This is a genomic window from Actinomadura sp. 1N219 (genome assembly GCF_044326405.1).
GTDB lineage: Bacteria > Actinomycetota > Actinomycetes > Streptosporangiales > Streptosporangiaceae > Spirillospora.
This window is the reverse complement of record NZ_JBIRAY010000001.1, coordinates 940,254-956,316: the sequence shown is the minus strand read 5'-3', so window position 1 is coordinate 956,316 and position 16,063 is coordinate 940,254. Positions and strand designations below refer to the sequence as shown.

The window sequence follows — 16,063 nt, the reverse complement described above, 5'->3', positions numbered from 1 at the left end:
TTGTGCGATGACCCTCCTTGCCTGGCAGCACGCGAAGGCCTCAGCTGTCAGTAGTCCATCGCCGTGACGTGGGCGAAGGGTGTGCGTCGATCGGTGTCGCCGAGCGGGCGATTCGCGTCGCGGGGTCAACTTTTCGCGCGAGGGGCAGAGCGGACACCGAAGGGGCGCCTTTCGCCGTTCGGCTGTGGCGTACATCGCTTGGTCATGGTGACGCGGCGCGGCGCTGTGGGTGACGGCAACGTGGCGTGTCTCGGTACGAGCGCTTCCTCACGATTCGGGTTGGCCGTCCGCGGATGATCGGCTTGGAAGCCATGGTGGAAGCGTGTCGGGAACCTGGAAGGTGGCCAGCTCGACAACGGCCCGGTCGAGCTTCGCCAGCACGCCTCGGCGCATGCGCCATCGGCTGATGGGCGAGGTGTCCTTCAACGAGTCGACGGCCTCCCGAGCGAGCTCGTTCAGTCGCTTGCACACTTCGAGATACCCATCGGACTCCGGCCACTGGCTGGTGTCCGCGAGTTCGAGCAGCCGTTCCACGGTGAAGACATGCCCTCTCAGGCAGGCCAGCGCCTTCTTGGCTTGTAGCTGATCGCGGCTGCGACGATCTCGCTTGGAGCAAATCCGTCGCGTGACCGTAAGCAGGTTGCGGGCCCCGGTGCGGACGCCGCTGTCGGCGGCACGGACAACAGCGGCGATGTCAGGGGCCGCCGTTTTCGATCTTGCCGCCCGGACGAGCTCCAGTCCGATCATGCCTGTGAGGATCTCGATGGCCTTCTTGGTGACTTCCTTGCTGAGAGTGTCATCGATGGCGAGTATCGTCAGGCCGACTCCGGCGGTTGCCACGACGAGGTTCGACAGCAGATCGACGACCGCGTGCAGCACGCGTCCGGCACGTTCACGCCACTGGGTGTCGTTGGGATCGGCGTCCTCGAGCAGCTCGTCGATCACCGTGAGGGCCAGGTCCAGCAACTCTTTCAGCCCGGCGTCACCGTCGCCGCCCGGGCCGTCGTCGTCGCGGCGGTGCGGAAGGCCCTGGGTTCGTTCTCGGTGGAGCCTTCGTCGTAGTTCCTTGAGGCGTTCGGCGATCGACGGGTCCAGGCTAATGCCGTGCCTGCCCAGTTCTTTGGCGATGTCGAGCTCCAGCAGCACTTCGACGGCCGCGCCGGATTGACCTGGTCTGGTCTCCAGGAGCCCCCATACGTCCAGTTCGGTGCGGAGACTGTGAATGGCGGACCGCGCGGTCCGCAACGCAGGCATCAACGGGTCGGGGAGTGCTGCTGCCTCCTGAAGTTTCAGGGTGTGCCGCATCAGATCATCGACCTCGCCCTTAAGCCGCCGCCGCACCCATCGCCGGTCCAGTTTCTCGCGAAGGTACTGGGTGACAGGGATGAAAGGGTTCCAAGTGGAGGGAGGAGCTGATGTGCTATAGAAGAACTCGCGGCGATCTGCGAAACGCTCTTGTCCCACCTTCGTCCTCCATGAGAGTCCGCCCAAAGGATAGTGGAGCGTGGATGTGCAATATCTCCTTCTAAAGAGACGCAGCAAGGGACGGAGCGGTTTCGGGAGCAAGTACTGAGACGATCGAGAGTCCTCTGCCATCCTGCGCTGGGGCGAGCACGATCGCGGCGTCCAGGTCGAGGCCGATCAGCTTCTCAGCGGCTTACGAGCCGCTGGTAGACCCGTCACTGATCAACAACTGTTCCGCCACCGACATGACCTCCCATTGATGTCCGCCCCGGGCGGCTGGTGAGCAGTTTGGCCCGGTGTCTGCTCAGCGGTTCTGAAACGGATCGGCATACGGTGGCATTGTGCGGCACGGAGATCGGGCTGGACACGGACAGAGCGGCACAGAACTCGGCACGTTCGACTGAGCCGTAGCCAGTAGCGGATCAAGTGCCGGCCTCGGTATCGCTGCAGGCGCGGCGGTAGGAGTCAGTGCCGGTCGCGCGCGCCATGGCCGCTGGCGCGACACTGGTGGGAGTCGCGATGACGGATCAAGAACCTGACATGCTCGGTTCGCTCTCAAGATTCGTGAGCAGGTTGCGGGGCTTGCTGCGCGGTTCAGGGCCCCGCTCGGGTCGAGAACTTCCGCCAGGTCGGCGAGGACTGTCAAGGCGCCGGTCCAGCGCGGCCGCTGGCAAGATCCGCCGGACGGTACCGCACCGATCCGATAAACCGGGCCGCGCAGCTCGCCCTGGATTCGGCGATGGCCCCGGCACGGGATTCTCGTTGGCCAGTCGGATCACCAGGTCGCGGACCTCTTACGAGACAGGCAGACGACCGGCCTTGCTCGGCTGGGTTCAGTGCTCGGCGACCAGGCGGCGATGCCAGGCCACCAGCGTCCCCGGCGTCACCAGCCGATACGCGCGCAGCCGACGCGGAGGCCGACGCGCCAGAGTCGAGATCTCCGCGCGGTCGGCCCGGTCCAGACAGGGCCGGGCGGCCTGTCGGCGCAGCATCGGGGCCTCATGCCGCATCACCAAGGTCTTTGTCCTTCGAGGACATCACCGCGAGCAAGCAGCGCCGACCAGCCCAGGACGCGAATTGAACGTCAAGTACAGCAGACGAACGAGGGAGTGCCTCACAGCCCCGGGGCGCCGCTACGAGGATGGGCAGAAGATCGTCTCCATGGCCTTGCCCATCGCTTGGCCCGCCCCGGCGGTGTCCTTGCCGCTCAGGGTGGCCGACATCGAGAGCTGGCGGCGACCGTCTTCTGAGTAGAAGGTCATGGCGAGGAAGCCGGGGGCGGTCCCGCCCATGATGTAGAGATCGTCGCCGCAAGAGCTGCGGGTTTTGCCCAGGGTCTGCGGGTGACCGGGCAGTCGGTCGGTCAGGACTCGCTGGAGTTCCGGCGGCAGCAGCTTGCCCTGGGCGAACGCCCGTTGGAAGGCGCTGGCGTCGTGCGCGGTGGAGACCACTCCTCCAGCCGCCCCGGCGATGCTGGCGTTGAGCCGGTCCACGTCGCGCAGCCTGCCGTTGGCGTCGGGGTAGTAGCCGTGGCCGTGCGGTCCCTTGATCCCCTCCGGCGGCTTGACGGGGAGGTAGGTCTTGGTCATCCCGAGCGGGCCGAACAGGCGCCTGTGCAGCTCGGCGGCCAGGTCGTGGCCGGTCAACCTCTCAATGATCATGCCGAGGAGGGTGTAGTTGGTGTTGGAGTAGGACCACTTCTCGCCCGGTTGCCCAGTGCGGGGACGGTCGCGGCTCCACTTCACCAGATCCAGCGGCCGATAGTGGGTCGTGAAGTCGAACACGTCGAACGAGGGGTCTTCTCCCTCGCTCCCGTCAGGGTTCGGCTTGCTGGCGTACCAGTCGGGAATGCCGGACGTGTGCCGGAGCATCTGCCGTACCGTGATCTCGTCGGCCCGCTCCACCAGATCCTTGTCCCGCACCACCGGTAGCAGGTCGCCGAGCTTGTCGTCCACGCCCAACCTGCCGTCCTCGACCAGTTGCAGCACCACGGTGGCCACCATCTGCTTGGTCTGGGAGCCGATCCGGAAGCGAGCGTTCGCGGGTATCCGCCCGCCTCCGCCGCCCAGGAACCGGGAGCCCCCGCTGCCCAGCCCGACGGGCTCCCCGTCGACGTAAGCACCGCCGACGGCCCCTACAACCCCTGGCGCCGTGGCCAGCTTCTCCATCGCTTTCTGCACGTTCCCGGCCCGCGCTGGGGCGGCGGTGGCAGGCCCGGCCTGGGCCATGATCGCCATGGCGACACCGGCGGCCAGACCGGCCCTCGTCAGCGGCGAACGAACGTTCAGGTATGACACGACGCGCTCCGTTTCGTGATCACCTTCCGAACCGGGGCGCCATGCCCTCGGCATGGCCTGCTGTGGTCCATGCCTTCACTGAAGTGGGGAGGCTGTTGCGGTGGCGTATGCGCTTTTCGATACGCCCGCGATACACCCCAATCCCCGGCATTCCCGGCATCAAGGCACCGGCGCACGCCGGCAGCGAGATGGTCCCGGCGCTGATGATCGCGAGATCCCGAGCTACTACCGCAGGCGCTGAAGCGACTCTTCGGTGCCCTTCGCACTGCCGAGCCTCCAGGACGAGCTCCCCGTCACGTCACCTTCACGCCCGCACATCTGCCTGACGGTGAACACCCGGAACCGCGGCGGCGGGACGCGCACCACCGGAAGGTCTAGGCGGATCTGCCCAAGTGGATGGCGGAGCCGGCCGCAGAACCGTCGCCGCTGGGTGGAATCTCTGGAGGAGTCGACGGGCCGTGGGCCGCCTGTTCCCGCAAATCCCCGGCCATGGCCGCTGAGCTCGGCACCGGCCCGGGGTGCGTGCGCACCTGCGAGAGCATGGCGCGCCTTGGCTTGCGGGGGCTGGAAACCGACCTCGACCGGGATCGCCTCTCGGCGCTCCGCGTCCCCGACCGCGACGGCGTCAGCGAGCCCGGCCGACTTGAGGAGGCCGCACTCGGGCGTGACGCTGGCGCCGCCGTCGAGGTCCTGGCCCGGTGCCTCACCCCCGCCGCCGGCGGCCTGACCGGCGACACCCACCACGTCTGAGCTGTATCGCGGGCGTATCGAAAATCGGATACGCCACCGCAACAGCGTCCCGTCTTCAGTGGAGGCATGGACCACAGCGCATCAACGTCACCGCCACGCTCGGCGATCAAGGCGCGCGTCCTTGCGACCGTCACCCGGCTCGTCGCGGTGCTGCTGGTGCCGATCGCCTCCTGCCGCGCACCGGGCCGAGCCCGCTTCCTGGCCTGCCAATGGGCGTTGAGCCTGCGCTACCCCGCCGAGGATCTCCGCGGGCTGGCACCGGAGACGCTGGCGGCGTTCAAGCACGCGCGGGCCGAGGCGTTCTGGCGGGACGGGCAGCTGATCGGTCTGACCTCGGGATATCGCGACGCGGCGGAGCAGCGCCGGATTTTCATGGCGGAGGTGCGGCGCACCGGCTCGGTGTCCGCTGCGCGGCGCCGGGTGCTGCCGCCGGAGGAGTCCGGTCATGTGCGGGGGCTCGCGCTCGACGTCCGGCCGACCGAGGGCGCGCGATGGCTCGAACAGCACGGTGGACGGTACGGGCTTTACCGCGTCTACGACAACGAGTGGTGGCATTTCGAGTACCGGACGGTGGAGCCGGTCCGGCTGCCGCATCCGGACGCGGCGGGTTGGCTGTACGGGCACGGTGCCGCATACGGGCGGCAGTCTCAGGGGTATTGCAATGAGACGTGGCCTGACGAAACGCGTCCCGATGCCGTCGACGGCCGTTGCTCGTGGATGTCCGAAGGCCCGGGGATGCGTCCGTGAATCGTGTCTCGGTCGCGCCTGAGCGTCGTTCAGGTACATTTCGGCCGCCGACGTTGCAGACGCTGCCCGTGGCGGTGACCGCGAACGTGGCCAGGGTCCGTACGCGGACCCGGAGCACGATCATGGCCGTGGTCAAGGCCGACGGTTACGGCCACGGCGCCGTCCGCGTCGCCAGGGCCGCCGCCGCCGCCGGTGCCGGATGGCTCGGGACGACGAGTGTCACGGAGGCTTCGGTGTTGCGTGCCGCCGGTCTGGCGGTGCCGATCCTCACGTGGCTGCACCCGTCCGGGATCGATGCCGAGGCGGCGGTGGCCGCCGGGGTCGATGTCGCGGTCGGATCGGTGGACGAGCTCGACGCACTGCTCACGCAGACCGCGCCGACGCTGCGGGTCCATCTCCATATGGATACCGGCATGTCCCGCGGCGGCTGCCCCCGGGCGGCCTGGGACGAGCTGATCGGCCTGGCTCAGCGTGGTCAGCGGGCTCGGAGAGTCCGCGTCGTGGGCGTGATGGGGCATCTGGCGCTGGCCGACCAGGCCGATCCGGTGGCGAACGCGGGGGCGGTCACCGGTATGCGGGCGGCGCGGCGGGCGGTCCGGGCGGCGGGGCTCGGTTCGCCGCCGGTCCATCTCGCGGCCACGTCGGGGGCGCTGACCGATCCGGCGACTCATTTCGACATGGTCCGCGTCGGGGCCGGACTGGTCGGAATCGATCCTTCCGGGACGGTGGAGATGCACGGCGCGTCCCGTCTGACCGCACCGATCGTCCACACGTCGGAGGTCCCGGCGGGCACGCCGGTCGGCTACGGCGGTGCGTACGTCACCGATCGGGTCACCCATTTGAGCGTCCTGCCCATCGGCTACGCGGATGGGATCCCGCGAGAGTGCTCGCCCCAGGCCGGCGTCGAGATCGGCGGGCGCCGTTTCCCGGTCGTCGGACGCGTCTCGATGGACCAGATCGTGATCGACACCGGTGCCGTGGCGTTCCCGACCGGCACGTCCGCGACCGTGTTCGGCCCGGACGGGGGCGCGACCCCGTCCATCGGCGACTGGGCGCGCTGGTCCGGAACCATCCCGCACACCATCGTCACCGGCATCGGCTCGCGCGTGAAACGGAGCACCGCATAAAGAGAGGCCGCATGAACGGGACCACGGCTAGGAGTGCGCACGACTCGAAGGGCGCGGCGCGGGATGAAGGGCCGCGCGAATGAAGGGGGCGCGCGAATGAAGGGGGCGCGCGGGATGAAAGGGGCGCGCGGGATGAACGGGAGCCCGGGACGAACGGGAGCCCGGGACGAACGGGAGCCCGGGACGAACGGGAGCCCGGGACGAACGGGAGCGCGGGATGCAGGGGGCGTGCGGGATGGAAGGGAAGTGGAAGCGCGAGATGAAAGAGGAGCGTGGTGTGAAAGGGGGGGCCGGCGGGATGCGGCGAATTGTGGTGATCGGTGGTGGGGCGAATGCCGAGCACGACGTCTCTCTCGCCACTGCCGCGGCGGTGGCGAAGGCGCTGTGTTCCGGCGGGTTCGACGTGGACGAGTTGACCATCGGCCGCGACGGCACATGGTGGCGAGGAACCGACGCGCTCGGAACAAAGGCCATCCCTTCCCTGGCGGCGGCATTGGACGTCATCGAACGTGCCGACGTCGTCTTCCCCGCGGTCCACGGCCCGTCCGGCGAGGACGGGACCCTCGCGGCATTGTGCGCCCTGGCTCACAAACCGATGGTCGGCTCGGACCTGCGCGCCGGTGCGCTCGGCATGGACAAGTGGGCGACCAAGCTCGTGGCGGAGGACGCCGGCATCCGCACCGCCCCCGGCCGCCTGGTCACGGCGGCGGAGATCAAGGACATCGAGTTCGAGACCGATGCGGTGGTGAAACCGGCCTCGGCCGGGTCGAGTTTCGGCGTCGCACTGGCACGCGACGCCTCCCAGCTGCGGGAGGCGCTGCGTCGCGCGGCGCGGTTCGACGAACGGATCCTGATCGAGGACGTCGTCGTGGGCCGCGAGATCGATGTGGCCGTCCTGCGTGAGGCCGACGGCCGTCGATGGGCGGCTCCGCCGCTGGAGATCCACGCCGACGGCCTGTTCGACACCCGGGCGAAGTACGACGGTTCGGCGCGGTTCAGCGTCCCCGCCGACATCGACGGCGCGGACCGCGCGGCCCTGACCGAGGCGGCGCTGCGGATGTTCGACGCGCTCGGCTGCGCCGGTGTCGCCCGCATCGACTTCTTCCTCACCGGCCGCGGGCCCGTCCTCAACGAGGTCAACACCATGCCGGGAATGACGGCCGAGTCCCAGGTGCCCAGAATGTTCGCCGCCGCCGGACTGTCCTACGAGCAACTGGTCGCACACCTCGTCGACGCCGCCACCGTGCCCGGACAGCCCCACAATCCCGGCCCCTGAGAGGCCGGAGCCACGGGGGCCACGGGGCGCGTCCGTTCGCATACGTCGGCGATAGGTCGCGTTGCATACCCTGCGGAGATGCGTGTGCTGATCGTGGAGGACGAGCCCTACCTGGCCGAGGCCGTCCGTGACGGGCTGCGGCTGGAGGCGATCGCCGCCGACATCGCCGGGGACGGCGACACCGCGCTGGAAATGCTCGCCGTCAACTCCTACGACCTGGCGGTGCTGGACCGCGACGTCCCCGGCCCCTCCGGCGACGAGATCGCCCGCTGGATCGTGGCGTCCGGCAGCGGCATCCCGATCCTGATGCTCACCGCCGCCGACCGGATCGACGACAAGGCGTCGGGGTTCGGGCTCGGGGCCGACGACTACCTCACCAAGCCGTTCGAGCTCCGCGAGCTGGTGCTGCGGCTGCGGGCACTGGACCGGCGGCGCGCGCACGCCCGTCCTCCGGTCCTGGAGATCGCGGGCCTGCGGCTGGACCCGTTCCGCCGGGAGGTCTTCCGGGACGGACGCTACGTCGCGCTGACCCGCAAGCAGTTCGCCGTGCTCGAAGTCCTGATCTCCGCCCAGGGCGGTGTGGTCAGCGCCGAAGAACTCCTGGAGCGGGCCTGGGACGCCAACGCCGACCCCTTCACCAACGCCGTCCGCATCACCGTGTCGGCGCTGCGCAAGCGCCTCGGGGAACCCTGGCTGATCGCCACGGTCCCCGGCGTCGGCTACCGCATCGCCCCCGACGCCGCCGCCGCCCCTGGCGCCGACCCCTCCCCCGACCCGGACCCCAACCCCGACCCGAACAGCGGACCTGGCGGCGCTGATGAATAGGCGCCCGGGGCTCAGCACCCGGCTGAAGCTCACCCTCAGCTACGCCGGCTTCCTCATGGTGGCCGGTGCACTGCTGCTGGCCGTGGTCTGGGTGTTCCTGCTCCGCTACGTCCCCGACGGCACGATCGTGAACGGGCCCAGGGGCGGCGGGGGCGGCTGGCCCCTGGAGCCGCAACCGTTCGTCCCCAACCGCTCCGACCTGCAGCGCGCCTTCGTGCCCCGCGCGGCCCAGGCGCTGGGCTTCCTCCTGGTGTTCGGCCTGCTGGGAGGCTGGATCCTCGCCGGCCGGATGCTCGCACCCCTCACCCAGATCACCGATGCGGCACGGCGGGCCGCCACCGGATCCCTCGCCCACCGGATCGACATGAAGGGCCCGAACGACGAATTCCGCGAACTCGCCGACGTATTCGACACCATGCTCGGGCAACTCGAGTCCCACATCACCGAACAGCAACGCTTCGCCGCCAACGCGTCCCACGAGCTGCGCACCCCGCTGACCATCTCCCAGACGCTCCTGGACGTCGCCCGCACCGACCCCGCCCGCGACCGGACCGAACTCATCGAACGCCTCTACACCGTCAACAGCCGGGCGATCCACCTCACCGAAGCGCTCCTGCTGCTCAGCCGCAGCGACCGCCACAACTTCACGCGCGAGCCCGTCGACCTGTCCCTGCTCGCCGAACAGGCGGCCGAGACGCTGCTTCCGTTCGCCGAACAGCGCGAGATCACCCTCACCGTCACCGGCCACCCGGCACAGGCCCTCGGCTCCGCCGAACTCCTGCTGCGGATGGTGACGAACCTCGTCCAGAACGCCATCGTCCACAATCTGCCCACCGGCGGCACCGTCACCATCCACACCGCATCGCTGCAGCACAGCAGCGTCCTTCAGGTCGAGAACACCGGGCACCTGCTCCCACCCGACCTGATACCGACCCTCACCGAGCCCTTCCAACGCGGCACCCAGCGCACCCGCACGGACCAGCACGCGGGCACCGGCCAGCACGCCGGCGTCGGCCTCGGACTGGCCATCGTGAACAGCATCGTCCGAGCCCACCACGGAACCCTCGACCTCACCCCCCGCCCCAGCGGCGGGCTCATCGTCACCATCCACCTCCCCACCCAGCCCGTCCATGGCTGACCGGAGCCGGGTTATCGCGGACGCATCGAAAATCACCGCGCAGGCCGCGCCAATCGTGGCTACGACCTCCGGGTCCCGGTAGGCCGCGACGGCGACCACGCTCAAGGCGACGACAACGTTCAGGATCCTCCAAAGGACGCAGGTGCCGTCACCGGTCGGGTCGACGGACGCGACTTGCGGCCTCAGGTGTTTGGGGTGGGGGAGGCTCGGTGGTGGTGAGGGCGAGGATCGCGTCGAGCAGTGCGGCGGTCAGGACGGGGAGCTGGTCAGGGGATTCGGACAGCAGGAACAGCCAGGCGAAGACGGGGCCGACGAGCAGGGCGTTGAGGGCGGCTGGGTCGGGGCGGGTGGTGAGTTCGCCGCGTGCGGCCGCGCGGTCCAGGATCTCCACGAGAGTCTGGCGTTGGGCTCCCAGGTATCTCTCGTCGAACCGGTCCTGGAGTGCGGGGTCGGCGTGGATGTCGGCCAGCAGGCCGGGGACCGTCCCCGGCGGAGGAGAGGCCATGGCGTCCGCGATCTCGGCGAGCACGGCGGCCAGGTCGGCGCGGAGCGATCCGCGGTCGGGCGCCACGGCCAGGAACCGGTCCGGCAGCAGGACGTCGAAGATCATCTCTTGTTTGGTGGCGTGGCGCCGGTAGATCGCCGCCTTGCCCACGCCCGCCCGCGCGGCCACCTCGGCCATCGTGAGCCGGGTGTATCCCACCTCGGTCAGCAGCTGTTGGACGGCGGAGGCGATGGCGTCGTCGACGCGGCTGTCTCGGGGGCGGCCCCCCTGGCGAGCTTGCCTTCGAGCGGACATGGGTGCATCATACGGAACCAGAGGTATCGAAACCAACAGTTCCGGAACTAGCGGTTCCGCCACCGCCTACCCCCACCCGGCCCACAGGGCACACCGGCTCGGAAGGAATGACCGTGCGAATACCGAAAGCCGCCCACACCGCACAGCCGTGGCGGATCCACGAGTTCACCCACGACTTCCGGATCGAGGACGTCTGGTCCTTCCGCGCGCCCGACGCCGGGCCCGACGACTTCCCCGTGATGGTCGAAGCGCTGAAGACCGCTTACGACACCCGAAAGGATCCGGCTGCAGTCCGATTCCTGTTCGCCGTGCGCTGGAAGCTCGGTGCCCTGCTCGGCTGGGACACACCCAGGGCGGGCCTGGCCGGACGGGTCGCCTCGCTGCGCGACCGCCTCCCCCGCGACCTCGCCCAGACCGCGGACGACGCCGTCCCCTGCAGCGATCCGTTCTCCGAGCTGTACCAGCTCGACAACGAAGCGGCCCGCGAACTGGGCAACAAGACCGTCCACGACATCATGCACCTCGGCTGGGTGCCGACTAACGAAGGCGCATACGAACTGCGCATGGCGGCACTGGTCAAACCCAACGGACTGTTCGGACGGCTCTATATGGCCTTCATCCTTCCGTTCCGGTACCTCGTCATCTACCCGGCACTGACCCGCCAATGGGAACGTGCCTGGCTCGACCATGGCCGCCCGAACCGGCACACCGCGGCAGGGCCCTGGCCGCGGGTGAACCCATCGCTTTGATCTGGTCGCGGTCTGTGGGGGCGGCGACTGCCGCTGTCCCTGTCGACCGACGAAAAGTCGTACCTGATCGTCCGCTCGGCCGACTTCGCAGTAGATCGGAGAAATCAGATGGCTAAATGGGCAGGTTGGATCATCGTCCTCGCCGGACTCGGGCACACGCTGGGCAGCCTCGTCGAAGCAGCCCCGGACCATGCCGGAACATGGTTTGGCGGGGTCTGGAACTTGGGGGACTACCCCGAGATGAGCGATGCCACCGTCGCCTGGTGGTACACGGTGTTCAGCTTCGGACCACCGCTGAGCCTCATCGGCCTGACCGTGCTGTGGCTGGACCGCCGCGGCATCACACCACCACTGTTCATCTCGTGGGCCATGGTCGCTTGGGTCGCCGCCGGCTTCGTAGCCGACGGACCCTCGCCGCTGCTGGTCCTCCTGGTCGCGGCCGCCCTTCTGGTAACCGGAGCCCGCCGAGCCCGCCGCCGCGAGAACGCGACGTCCTATGCCGACACCGCTTCTAAGACGCCATCGAGTCGCAATTGAGCCATCTCGCCGTCCCGGACCACCAGGATGGTTCTGCCGGCTTGAACGAGACCCGCCTGGAGCGAGGGCTGGCCGCGCTGCCGCTAGGCGTTGCCCGCCGCGCCACCTTGAGGATCGGCAAGCGGATCGGCGGCCGACCAGCCGAGATCGTCCGACGGGACCTGCCGCAGCGCACGGCGGATCAGCTCTTCAAGACGCCCGGGGAAGGGCAGGGCGATGAAGTTCGGACAGATGCCGAGGATCAGCCGCACGGTGATCGGCCGGTAAGTCCGCAAGGAGACCTGGGACGAACTGGGCTGGGAACTCATCATGTTCGACGAGTAAGCCTGGTCTCGCCGTAAGCGAGTACGTCACCTCGCCGGTAGAAACGACGAACCCGACCGCCCCCGAGAGCCTCCTGCCGGACGGGTTCGGGCCATCCAGCAGGTGGACGCTTCGCATAAACGGTGACGCTGCTCTGGGCAAGACCCAGGAGGCGCGCCGCCTCGGCCAACGTCACCAACGCATCGGGATCACCGTCGTCAGCGGAGCCCTCCTGGCGGCCCGCGTACCAGGCCGCCCACTGCTTTTCGTCCCAGTAGAGAGCCTTACCCACCTGGCGGGCGACGTCCGGGTGCCCGTTGCTCTCGCGCTCGCTCCACAGCTTCTTGAGCGCATGGCGACTAAGACCAAACCTCGCGCTCAACTCGTCCCGCGTGACCAGACCGGCCTCAACCTTCGGGCTCGCCTGACGCCCCGCGTACCAGCGGTCCCACTCCTCGGAGTCCCACGCAAGCTGCGAGCCGACCGATCCCACCGCTTCGGGATGACCGTTGACGTCTCGCTCCCGATACAACTTTTCCAGCGTGCTACGCCCCAGCCCATAACTCTCCATCAGGTCGCCGCGCGTGTACACGCGCCGCCCGCCCAGCGTGGTCATGTCAGCATCCTCCCGGACCAGAGGACGGCCTGCGAAAGCCCCCGCGTACATAGAACCAGGTGCCGCCAGCTCGGACTTCACTTAACCCTGCGCAGCTCACCCCAGACCGCCGAGGCCATCCGTTCGAGGACGGCACCGGGGAACACGCAGCATTGCACCCGCACGCCGCGGCGCACCGAGCGCGCTAAGCACCGGCCGATTGGCTTCCGAACGTTGTGCAATGGGCGTCCGAAACGCCTGCGAGGACGGAGCTGCGGTCAACGCGGGCGGACGTTGGATCACGCCCGGTGGTTGGCAGGTTGTCCATGCCCGGCCTTTGCGCTCGCCGCCCCTGACCGACGACAAGAATCACGACAGCAGCCCTTGTCAGAGGCACACGGAGGTGGTCGCCGCCAGGGGGTGCGGCCAGGCCAAGACCTTCGAAGGGGCGTACATGACAGGCACAGGTGGATCGACAGCCGCGAAAGTCACCGTCATCCGAAACCGTGATTCCACACGCTGCAAATGAGTCGGGGCGAACCGGCCGTGCAACGCATCCGTCCCCTGCCGATCCGGCGGAATGGCGCTCCGTCGGGGCCAACCGCAGGACGATGCCGGACGTGCTGATCCGCGCTCCACAGAAGCGGTAGCGCTCGGCCGGCATCCTCGCCAGGCAGCGCGTCGAGAGCCGAACGCTCGCCCAACGGGCACGTCCGGTTCAGCGGGCAGGACGAACATGCTGACCGACCCCCGGTGATGAGTTTCCGCGCCCGCCCCCGTCACACCTACGACGGGACACGACAAGCGGGAAGGATGACGTGATGACTGCGGACAGGCGGCTGGAGGAGCTGGGCGGGAGCGGGCTGGGCGAGGTCGACGAGCCGGCGTTCTCGGGGCTGGCCGAGCGGCACCGGCGGGAGCTGCACGTGCACTGCTACCGGATGCTCGGGTCGTTCGAGGACGCCGAGGACACCGTCCAGGAGACGTTCCTGCGCGCCTGGCGGCGGCGGGAGACCTTCGAGGGGCGGTCGACGTTCCGGGCCTGGCTGTACCGGATCGCCACCAACGCTTGCCTGGACCTGCTCGCCAAGCGCCGCCCGGAGCCCGCGACCGGCGGCGAGGTGCTGTGGCTGCAGCCCTACCCGGACCGGCTGCTGGACGAGCTGCCCGCGGGTGAGGCGGACGAGCCGGAGGCCGTCGCCGTCGCGCGGGAGACGGTCGAGCTGGCGTACCTGGTCGCCGTCCAGCATCTCGCGCCGCGCCCGCGCGCGGTGCTGATCCTGCGGGACGTGCTCGGCTGGCCGGCCAAGGACGTCGCGGAGCTCCTCGGGGACTCGGTCAACTCCGTGAACAGCGCGCTGCAGCGGGCCCGCGCCGGCATGCGCGAGCATCTGCCCGCCGAGCGGCAGGACTGGACCGGCGGCGAGGAGGACGCCGGGACGCGCGAGGTGGTGCGCCGCTACACCGAAGCCAGCGTGGCCACCGACGTCGGCGAGCTCGCCGCACTGCTGGCCGACGACGTCCGGTGCTCGATGCCGCCCACGCCTGGCCTGTACATCGGCCGCGACGCGGTGGTGAGCGACTGGATCGAGAGCGGCTTTGAGGGCATGGAGCACCTGCGCGCCGTCCTGACATCGGTGAACCGGCAGCCCGCGGTCGCCTTCTACCAACGGCGCGAGGGCGCGTACCTGCCGCTGACGATCGACGTCCTGCGCGTCACCGGCGGGGCGATCACCGAGATCACCACGTTCCACGACGACCAGTTCCCGCGGCTCGGGCTGCCGGAGCGCCTCCCGGCGGACAGCGCGGAGTAGTCCCGGTGCGGACGCTCACGCTGCGCGGTGGCGCGCGTGTCGCGGTGGCCGCCGGCGAGTGGTGTGACGCGTTCGCCGTCGTCACCCGAGGGCGGGTGCAGCTGGAGCTGCGCGACGGCGAGCCCGGGCCGGTCCTGGGACGCGACGCCGGGTTCTGGCTCCGCGGCACCGGCGTCCGCGCCCTGCGCAACCCCGGCCGCCGCACGGCGACGGTGCGCATCGTCACCCCCAGGGCCAAGACCGTCACATGCCGGTCAACACACCCGTACGCCAGTCACCCGATGATCGAGGACGACATGAACGAAACCGGGGCCGCCCCAGGCCGGACTAGCCACACCCACCAATTCCGCAGGCTCGCCAGCGTCGGCTTGGTCGCCACCCTCGCGGCGATGACGGCCGCCACCCTCGCCGCCGCGCTCGCCCAAGCCGTCGGCGTCGACTTCGAGATCCCCGACGGCGGCGAGACGATCCCGTTGTCCGGGTTCGCCGTGGTGACCGGCTTCTTCTCGGCCGTCGGCGTCGTCATCGCCGCCGTCCTTCTTCGCTGGAGCGCCCGCCCCGCCGCGCGATTCGTGTGGACGGCGGTGCCGCTGACCGCGATCTCGTTGATCCCGCCCCTCCTCTCCGGGGCGAACACAGCCACCACCACCGCCCTCCTCGGGCTACACCTCGTCCCCGCAACGGTGATGATCCCCACCCTGGCGCGAACCCTCCGAACCCGAACCAACTGACGATCCGGTGGACACGGACAGGGAAGTCGGCCGAGCGTGCGGGTAGGGGATGGAGTAAGGTTCTTATACGTAGATTTTTGTTCATGTATGTGAACCGAGGTGGCCATGGGTGAGGCGGTAAAGTCGGCCGATCGCGTGCTGCGGATCCTGGAGCTGCTGACGGACCACCCGGAGGGGCTGACGCTGACGGAGATCCGCGTCCACCTCGATCTGCCGAAGAGCAGCACGCATTCGCTGCTGGCCACGATGACGTCCCGGGGGTTCCTGAGCCAGGATCCCCGCACGCGCGGCTACCGGGTCGGCATCAGGCTCTGGCAGGCGGGGCAGAGCTACCTGGCGGTCTCGGACCTGGAAAGACTCGCGCTCCCCTACATGGAGACGCTTCGCGACCTGCTCAACGAGACCGTCCAGCTCGCGATCCTGGACGGGACCGAGAACGTCTACGTGGCCAAGGTCGACTCCGACCAGCAGTTGCGGCTCGAATCCAGGGTGGGGGCGCGGCTGCCCGCCTACGCCACGGGGGTCGGCAAGGCGCTGCTGAGCGGGCTCTCCGACGCCGGGCTGCGCGAACGGTTCCAGGACGTGACGTTCACCCGGTTCACCCCCCAGACCATCGGTTCGTACGAGGTGCTGGCCAAGGAGATCGAGACGGTCAGGGCGACCGGGCACGCGACAGACAACTCCGAGTACACGCCCGGCGTGTTCTGCGTGGCGGCGCCGATCCGGGGGGCGCAGGGCGAGGTCCGTGCGGCGATCAGCGTGTCCGTGCCCGACGTCCGCAAGTCTCCCGCGTTCATCGAACGGATAACCGCCGCCGTCCTGGAACAGGCCGCCGCGGTCTCGCTCCGGCTCGGGTTCTCCCCCGGGACGTGAAGTTTCGATCAGCGAGTTCGGGCGGCGGCAGCGGCAGG

At 69.3% G+C, this 16,063-nt stretch carries 17 protein-coding genes; 11 read left to right on the top strand and 6 right to left on the bottom strand.

What is annotated here, in order from left to right; translation table 11 throughout:
• Positions 1 to 267: 267 nt before the first annotated feature.
• From ACH35V_RS04340 to ACH35V_RS04330, 3 genes are all read right to left on the bottom strand, one after another.
• Positions 268 to 1,464, bottom strand: coding sequence for a hypothetical protein (locus ACH35V_RS04340; RefSeq protein ID WP_395970204.1), 1,197 nt, complete (start codon positions 1,462 to 1,464; stop codon positions 268 to 270).
• Between the two features lie 833 nt (positions 1,465 to 2,297).
• Positions 2,298 to 2,456, bottom strand: coding sequence for a hypothetical protein (locus ACH35V_RS04335; RefSeq protein ID WP_395970203.1), 159 nt, complete (start codon positions 2,454 to 2,456; stop codon positions 2,298 to 2,300).
• A gap of 141 nt (positions 2,457 to 2,597) precedes the next feature.
• Entirely contained in the window at positions 2,598 to 3,761 is a 1,164-nt protein-coding gene (locus tag ACH35V_RS04330; protein ID WP_395970202.1) for a serine hydrolase domain-containing protein, read from the bottom strand.
• Between the two features lie 489 nt (positions 3,762 to 4,250).
• On the opposite strand from ACH35V_RS04330, the gene ACH35V_RS04325 reads away from it, so the two are divergent.
• From ACH35V_RS04325 to ACH35V_RS04300, 6 genes are all read left to right on the top strand, one after another.
• Positions 4,251 to 4,511, top strand: a complete 261-nt coding sequence (locus tag ACH35V_RS04325) for a hypothetical protein (RefSeq protein ID WP_395970201.1) — start codon at positions 4,251 to 4,253, stop codon at positions 4,509 to 4,511.
• A 66-nt stretch (positions 4,512 to 4,577) separates the two neighbouring features.
• Positions 4,578 to 5,258, top strand: coding sequence for a M15 family metallopeptidase (locus ACH35V_RS04320; protein ID WP_395970200.1), 681 nt, complete (start codon positions 4,578 to 4,580; stop codon positions 5,256 to 5,258).
• On the top strand, positions 5,225 to 6,385 hold the full coding sequence (gene alr / locus ACH35V_RS04315; RefSeq protein WP_395970199.1) for an alanine racemase: 1,161 nt from the start codon (positions 5,225 to 5,227) through the stop codon (positions 6,383 to 6,385). The genes ACH35V_RS04320 and alr overlap by 34 nt, the downstream gene beginning before the upstream one ends.
• A gap of 277 nt (positions 6,386 to 6,662) precedes the next feature.
• Positions 6,663 to 7,661, top strand: coding sequence for a D-alanine--D-alanine ligase (locus ACH35V_RS04310; protein WP_395970198.1), 999 nt, complete (start codon positions 6,663 to 6,665; stop codon positions 7,659 to 7,661).
• A gap of 78 nt (positions 7,662 to 7,739) precedes the next feature.
• Positions 7,740 to 8,486, top strand: a complete 747-nt coding sequence (locus ACH35V_RS04305) for a response regulator transcription factor (RefSeq protein WP_395970197.1) — start codon at positions 7,740 to 7,742, stop codon at positions 8,484 to 8,486.
• The gene (locus tag ACH35V_RS04300; protein ID WP_395970196.1) at positions 8,479 to 9,624 is read left to right on the top strand and encodes a sensor histidine kinase; all 1,146 of its coding nucleotides are present in this window, start codon (positions 8,479 to 8,481) and stop codon (positions 9,622 to 9,624) included. The genes ACH35V_RS04305 and ACH35V_RS04300 overlap by 8 nt, the downstream gene beginning before the upstream one ends.
• A gap of 148 nt (positions 9,625 to 9,772) precedes the next feature.
• Here the strand turns inward: ACH35V_RS04300 and ACH35V_RS04295 are convergent, their stop codons facing one another.
• Positions 9,773 to 10,423 (bottom strand): TetR/AcrR family transcriptional regulator, encoded by a 651-nt coding sequence (locus ACH35V_RS04295; RefSeq protein ID WP_395970195.1) that lies wholly within the window; start codon positions 10,421 to 10,423, stop codon positions 9,773 to 9,775.
• 113 nt (positions 10,424 to 10,536) lie between these two features.
• Between ACH35V_RS04295 and ACH35V_RS04290 the strand changes: the two genes are divergently transcribed.
• The gene (locus tag ACH35V_RS04290; RefSeq protein WP_395970194.1) at positions 10,537 to 11,172 is read left to right on the top strand and encodes a DUF2867 domain-containing protein; all 636 of its coding nucleotides are present in this window, start codon (positions 10,537 to 10,539) and stop codon (positions 11,170 to 11,172) included.
• 108 nt (positions 11,173 to 11,280) lie between these two features.
• Positions 11,281 to 11,709 carry a DUF6463 family protein gene (locus ACH35V_RS04285; protein ID WP_395970193.1) on the top strand — a complete coding sequence of 143 codons (429 nt, stop codon included), beginning with the start codon at positions 11,281 to 11,283 and terminating at the stop codon, positions 11,707 to 11,709.
• Between the two features lie 83 nt (positions 11,710 to 11,792).
• Here the strand turns inward: ACH35V_RS04285 and ACH35V_RS04280 are convergent, their stop codons facing one another.
• Entirely contained in the window at positions 11,793 to 12,020 is a 228-nt protein-coding gene (locus tag ACH35V_RS04280) for a hypothetical protein (protein ID WP_395970192.1), read from the bottom strand.
• Positions 12,017 to 12,628 carry a hypothetical protein gene (locus tag ACH35V_RS04275; RefSeq protein WP_395970191.1) on the bottom strand — a complete coding sequence of 204 codons (612 nt, stop codon included), beginning with the start codon at positions 12,626 to 12,628 and terminating at the stop codon, positions 12,017 to 12,019. Before ACH35V_RS04275 ends, ACH35V_RS04280 begins: the two co-directional genes overlap by 4 nt.
• Before the next feature lie 800 nt (positions 12,629 to 13,428).
• Here ACH35V_RS04275 and ACH35V_RS04270 point away from each other — a divergent pair.
• The 3 genes from ACH35V_RS04270 to ACH35V_RS04260 all read left to right on the top strand — a co-directional run bounded on the left by ACH35V_RS04270 (position 13,429) and on the right by ACH35V_RS04260 (position 16,025).
• Complete coding sequence (locus tag ACH35V_RS04270; RefSeq protein ID WP_395970190.1) at positions 13,429 to 14,421, top strand: RNA polymerase subunit sigma-70; 993 nt, start codon at positions 13,429 to 13,431, stop codon at positions 14,419 to 14,421.
• Between the two features lie 5 nt (positions 14,422 to 14,426).
• The gene (locus tag ACH35V_RS04265) at positions 14,427 to 15,152 is read left to right on the top strand and encodes a DUF6069 family protein (RefSeq protein WP_395970189.1); all 726 of its coding nucleotides are present in this window, start codon (positions 14,427 to 14,429) and stop codon (positions 15,150 to 15,152) included.
• A gap of 105 nt (positions 15,153 to 15,257) precedes the next feature.
• Positions 15,258 to 16,025, top strand: a complete 768-nt coding sequence (locus ACH35V_RS04260) for an IclR family transcriptional regulator (RefSeq protein ID WP_395970188.1) — start codon at positions 15,258 to 15,260, stop codon at positions 16,023 to 16,025.
• Positions 16,026 to 16,063: the final 38 nt, after the last annotated feature.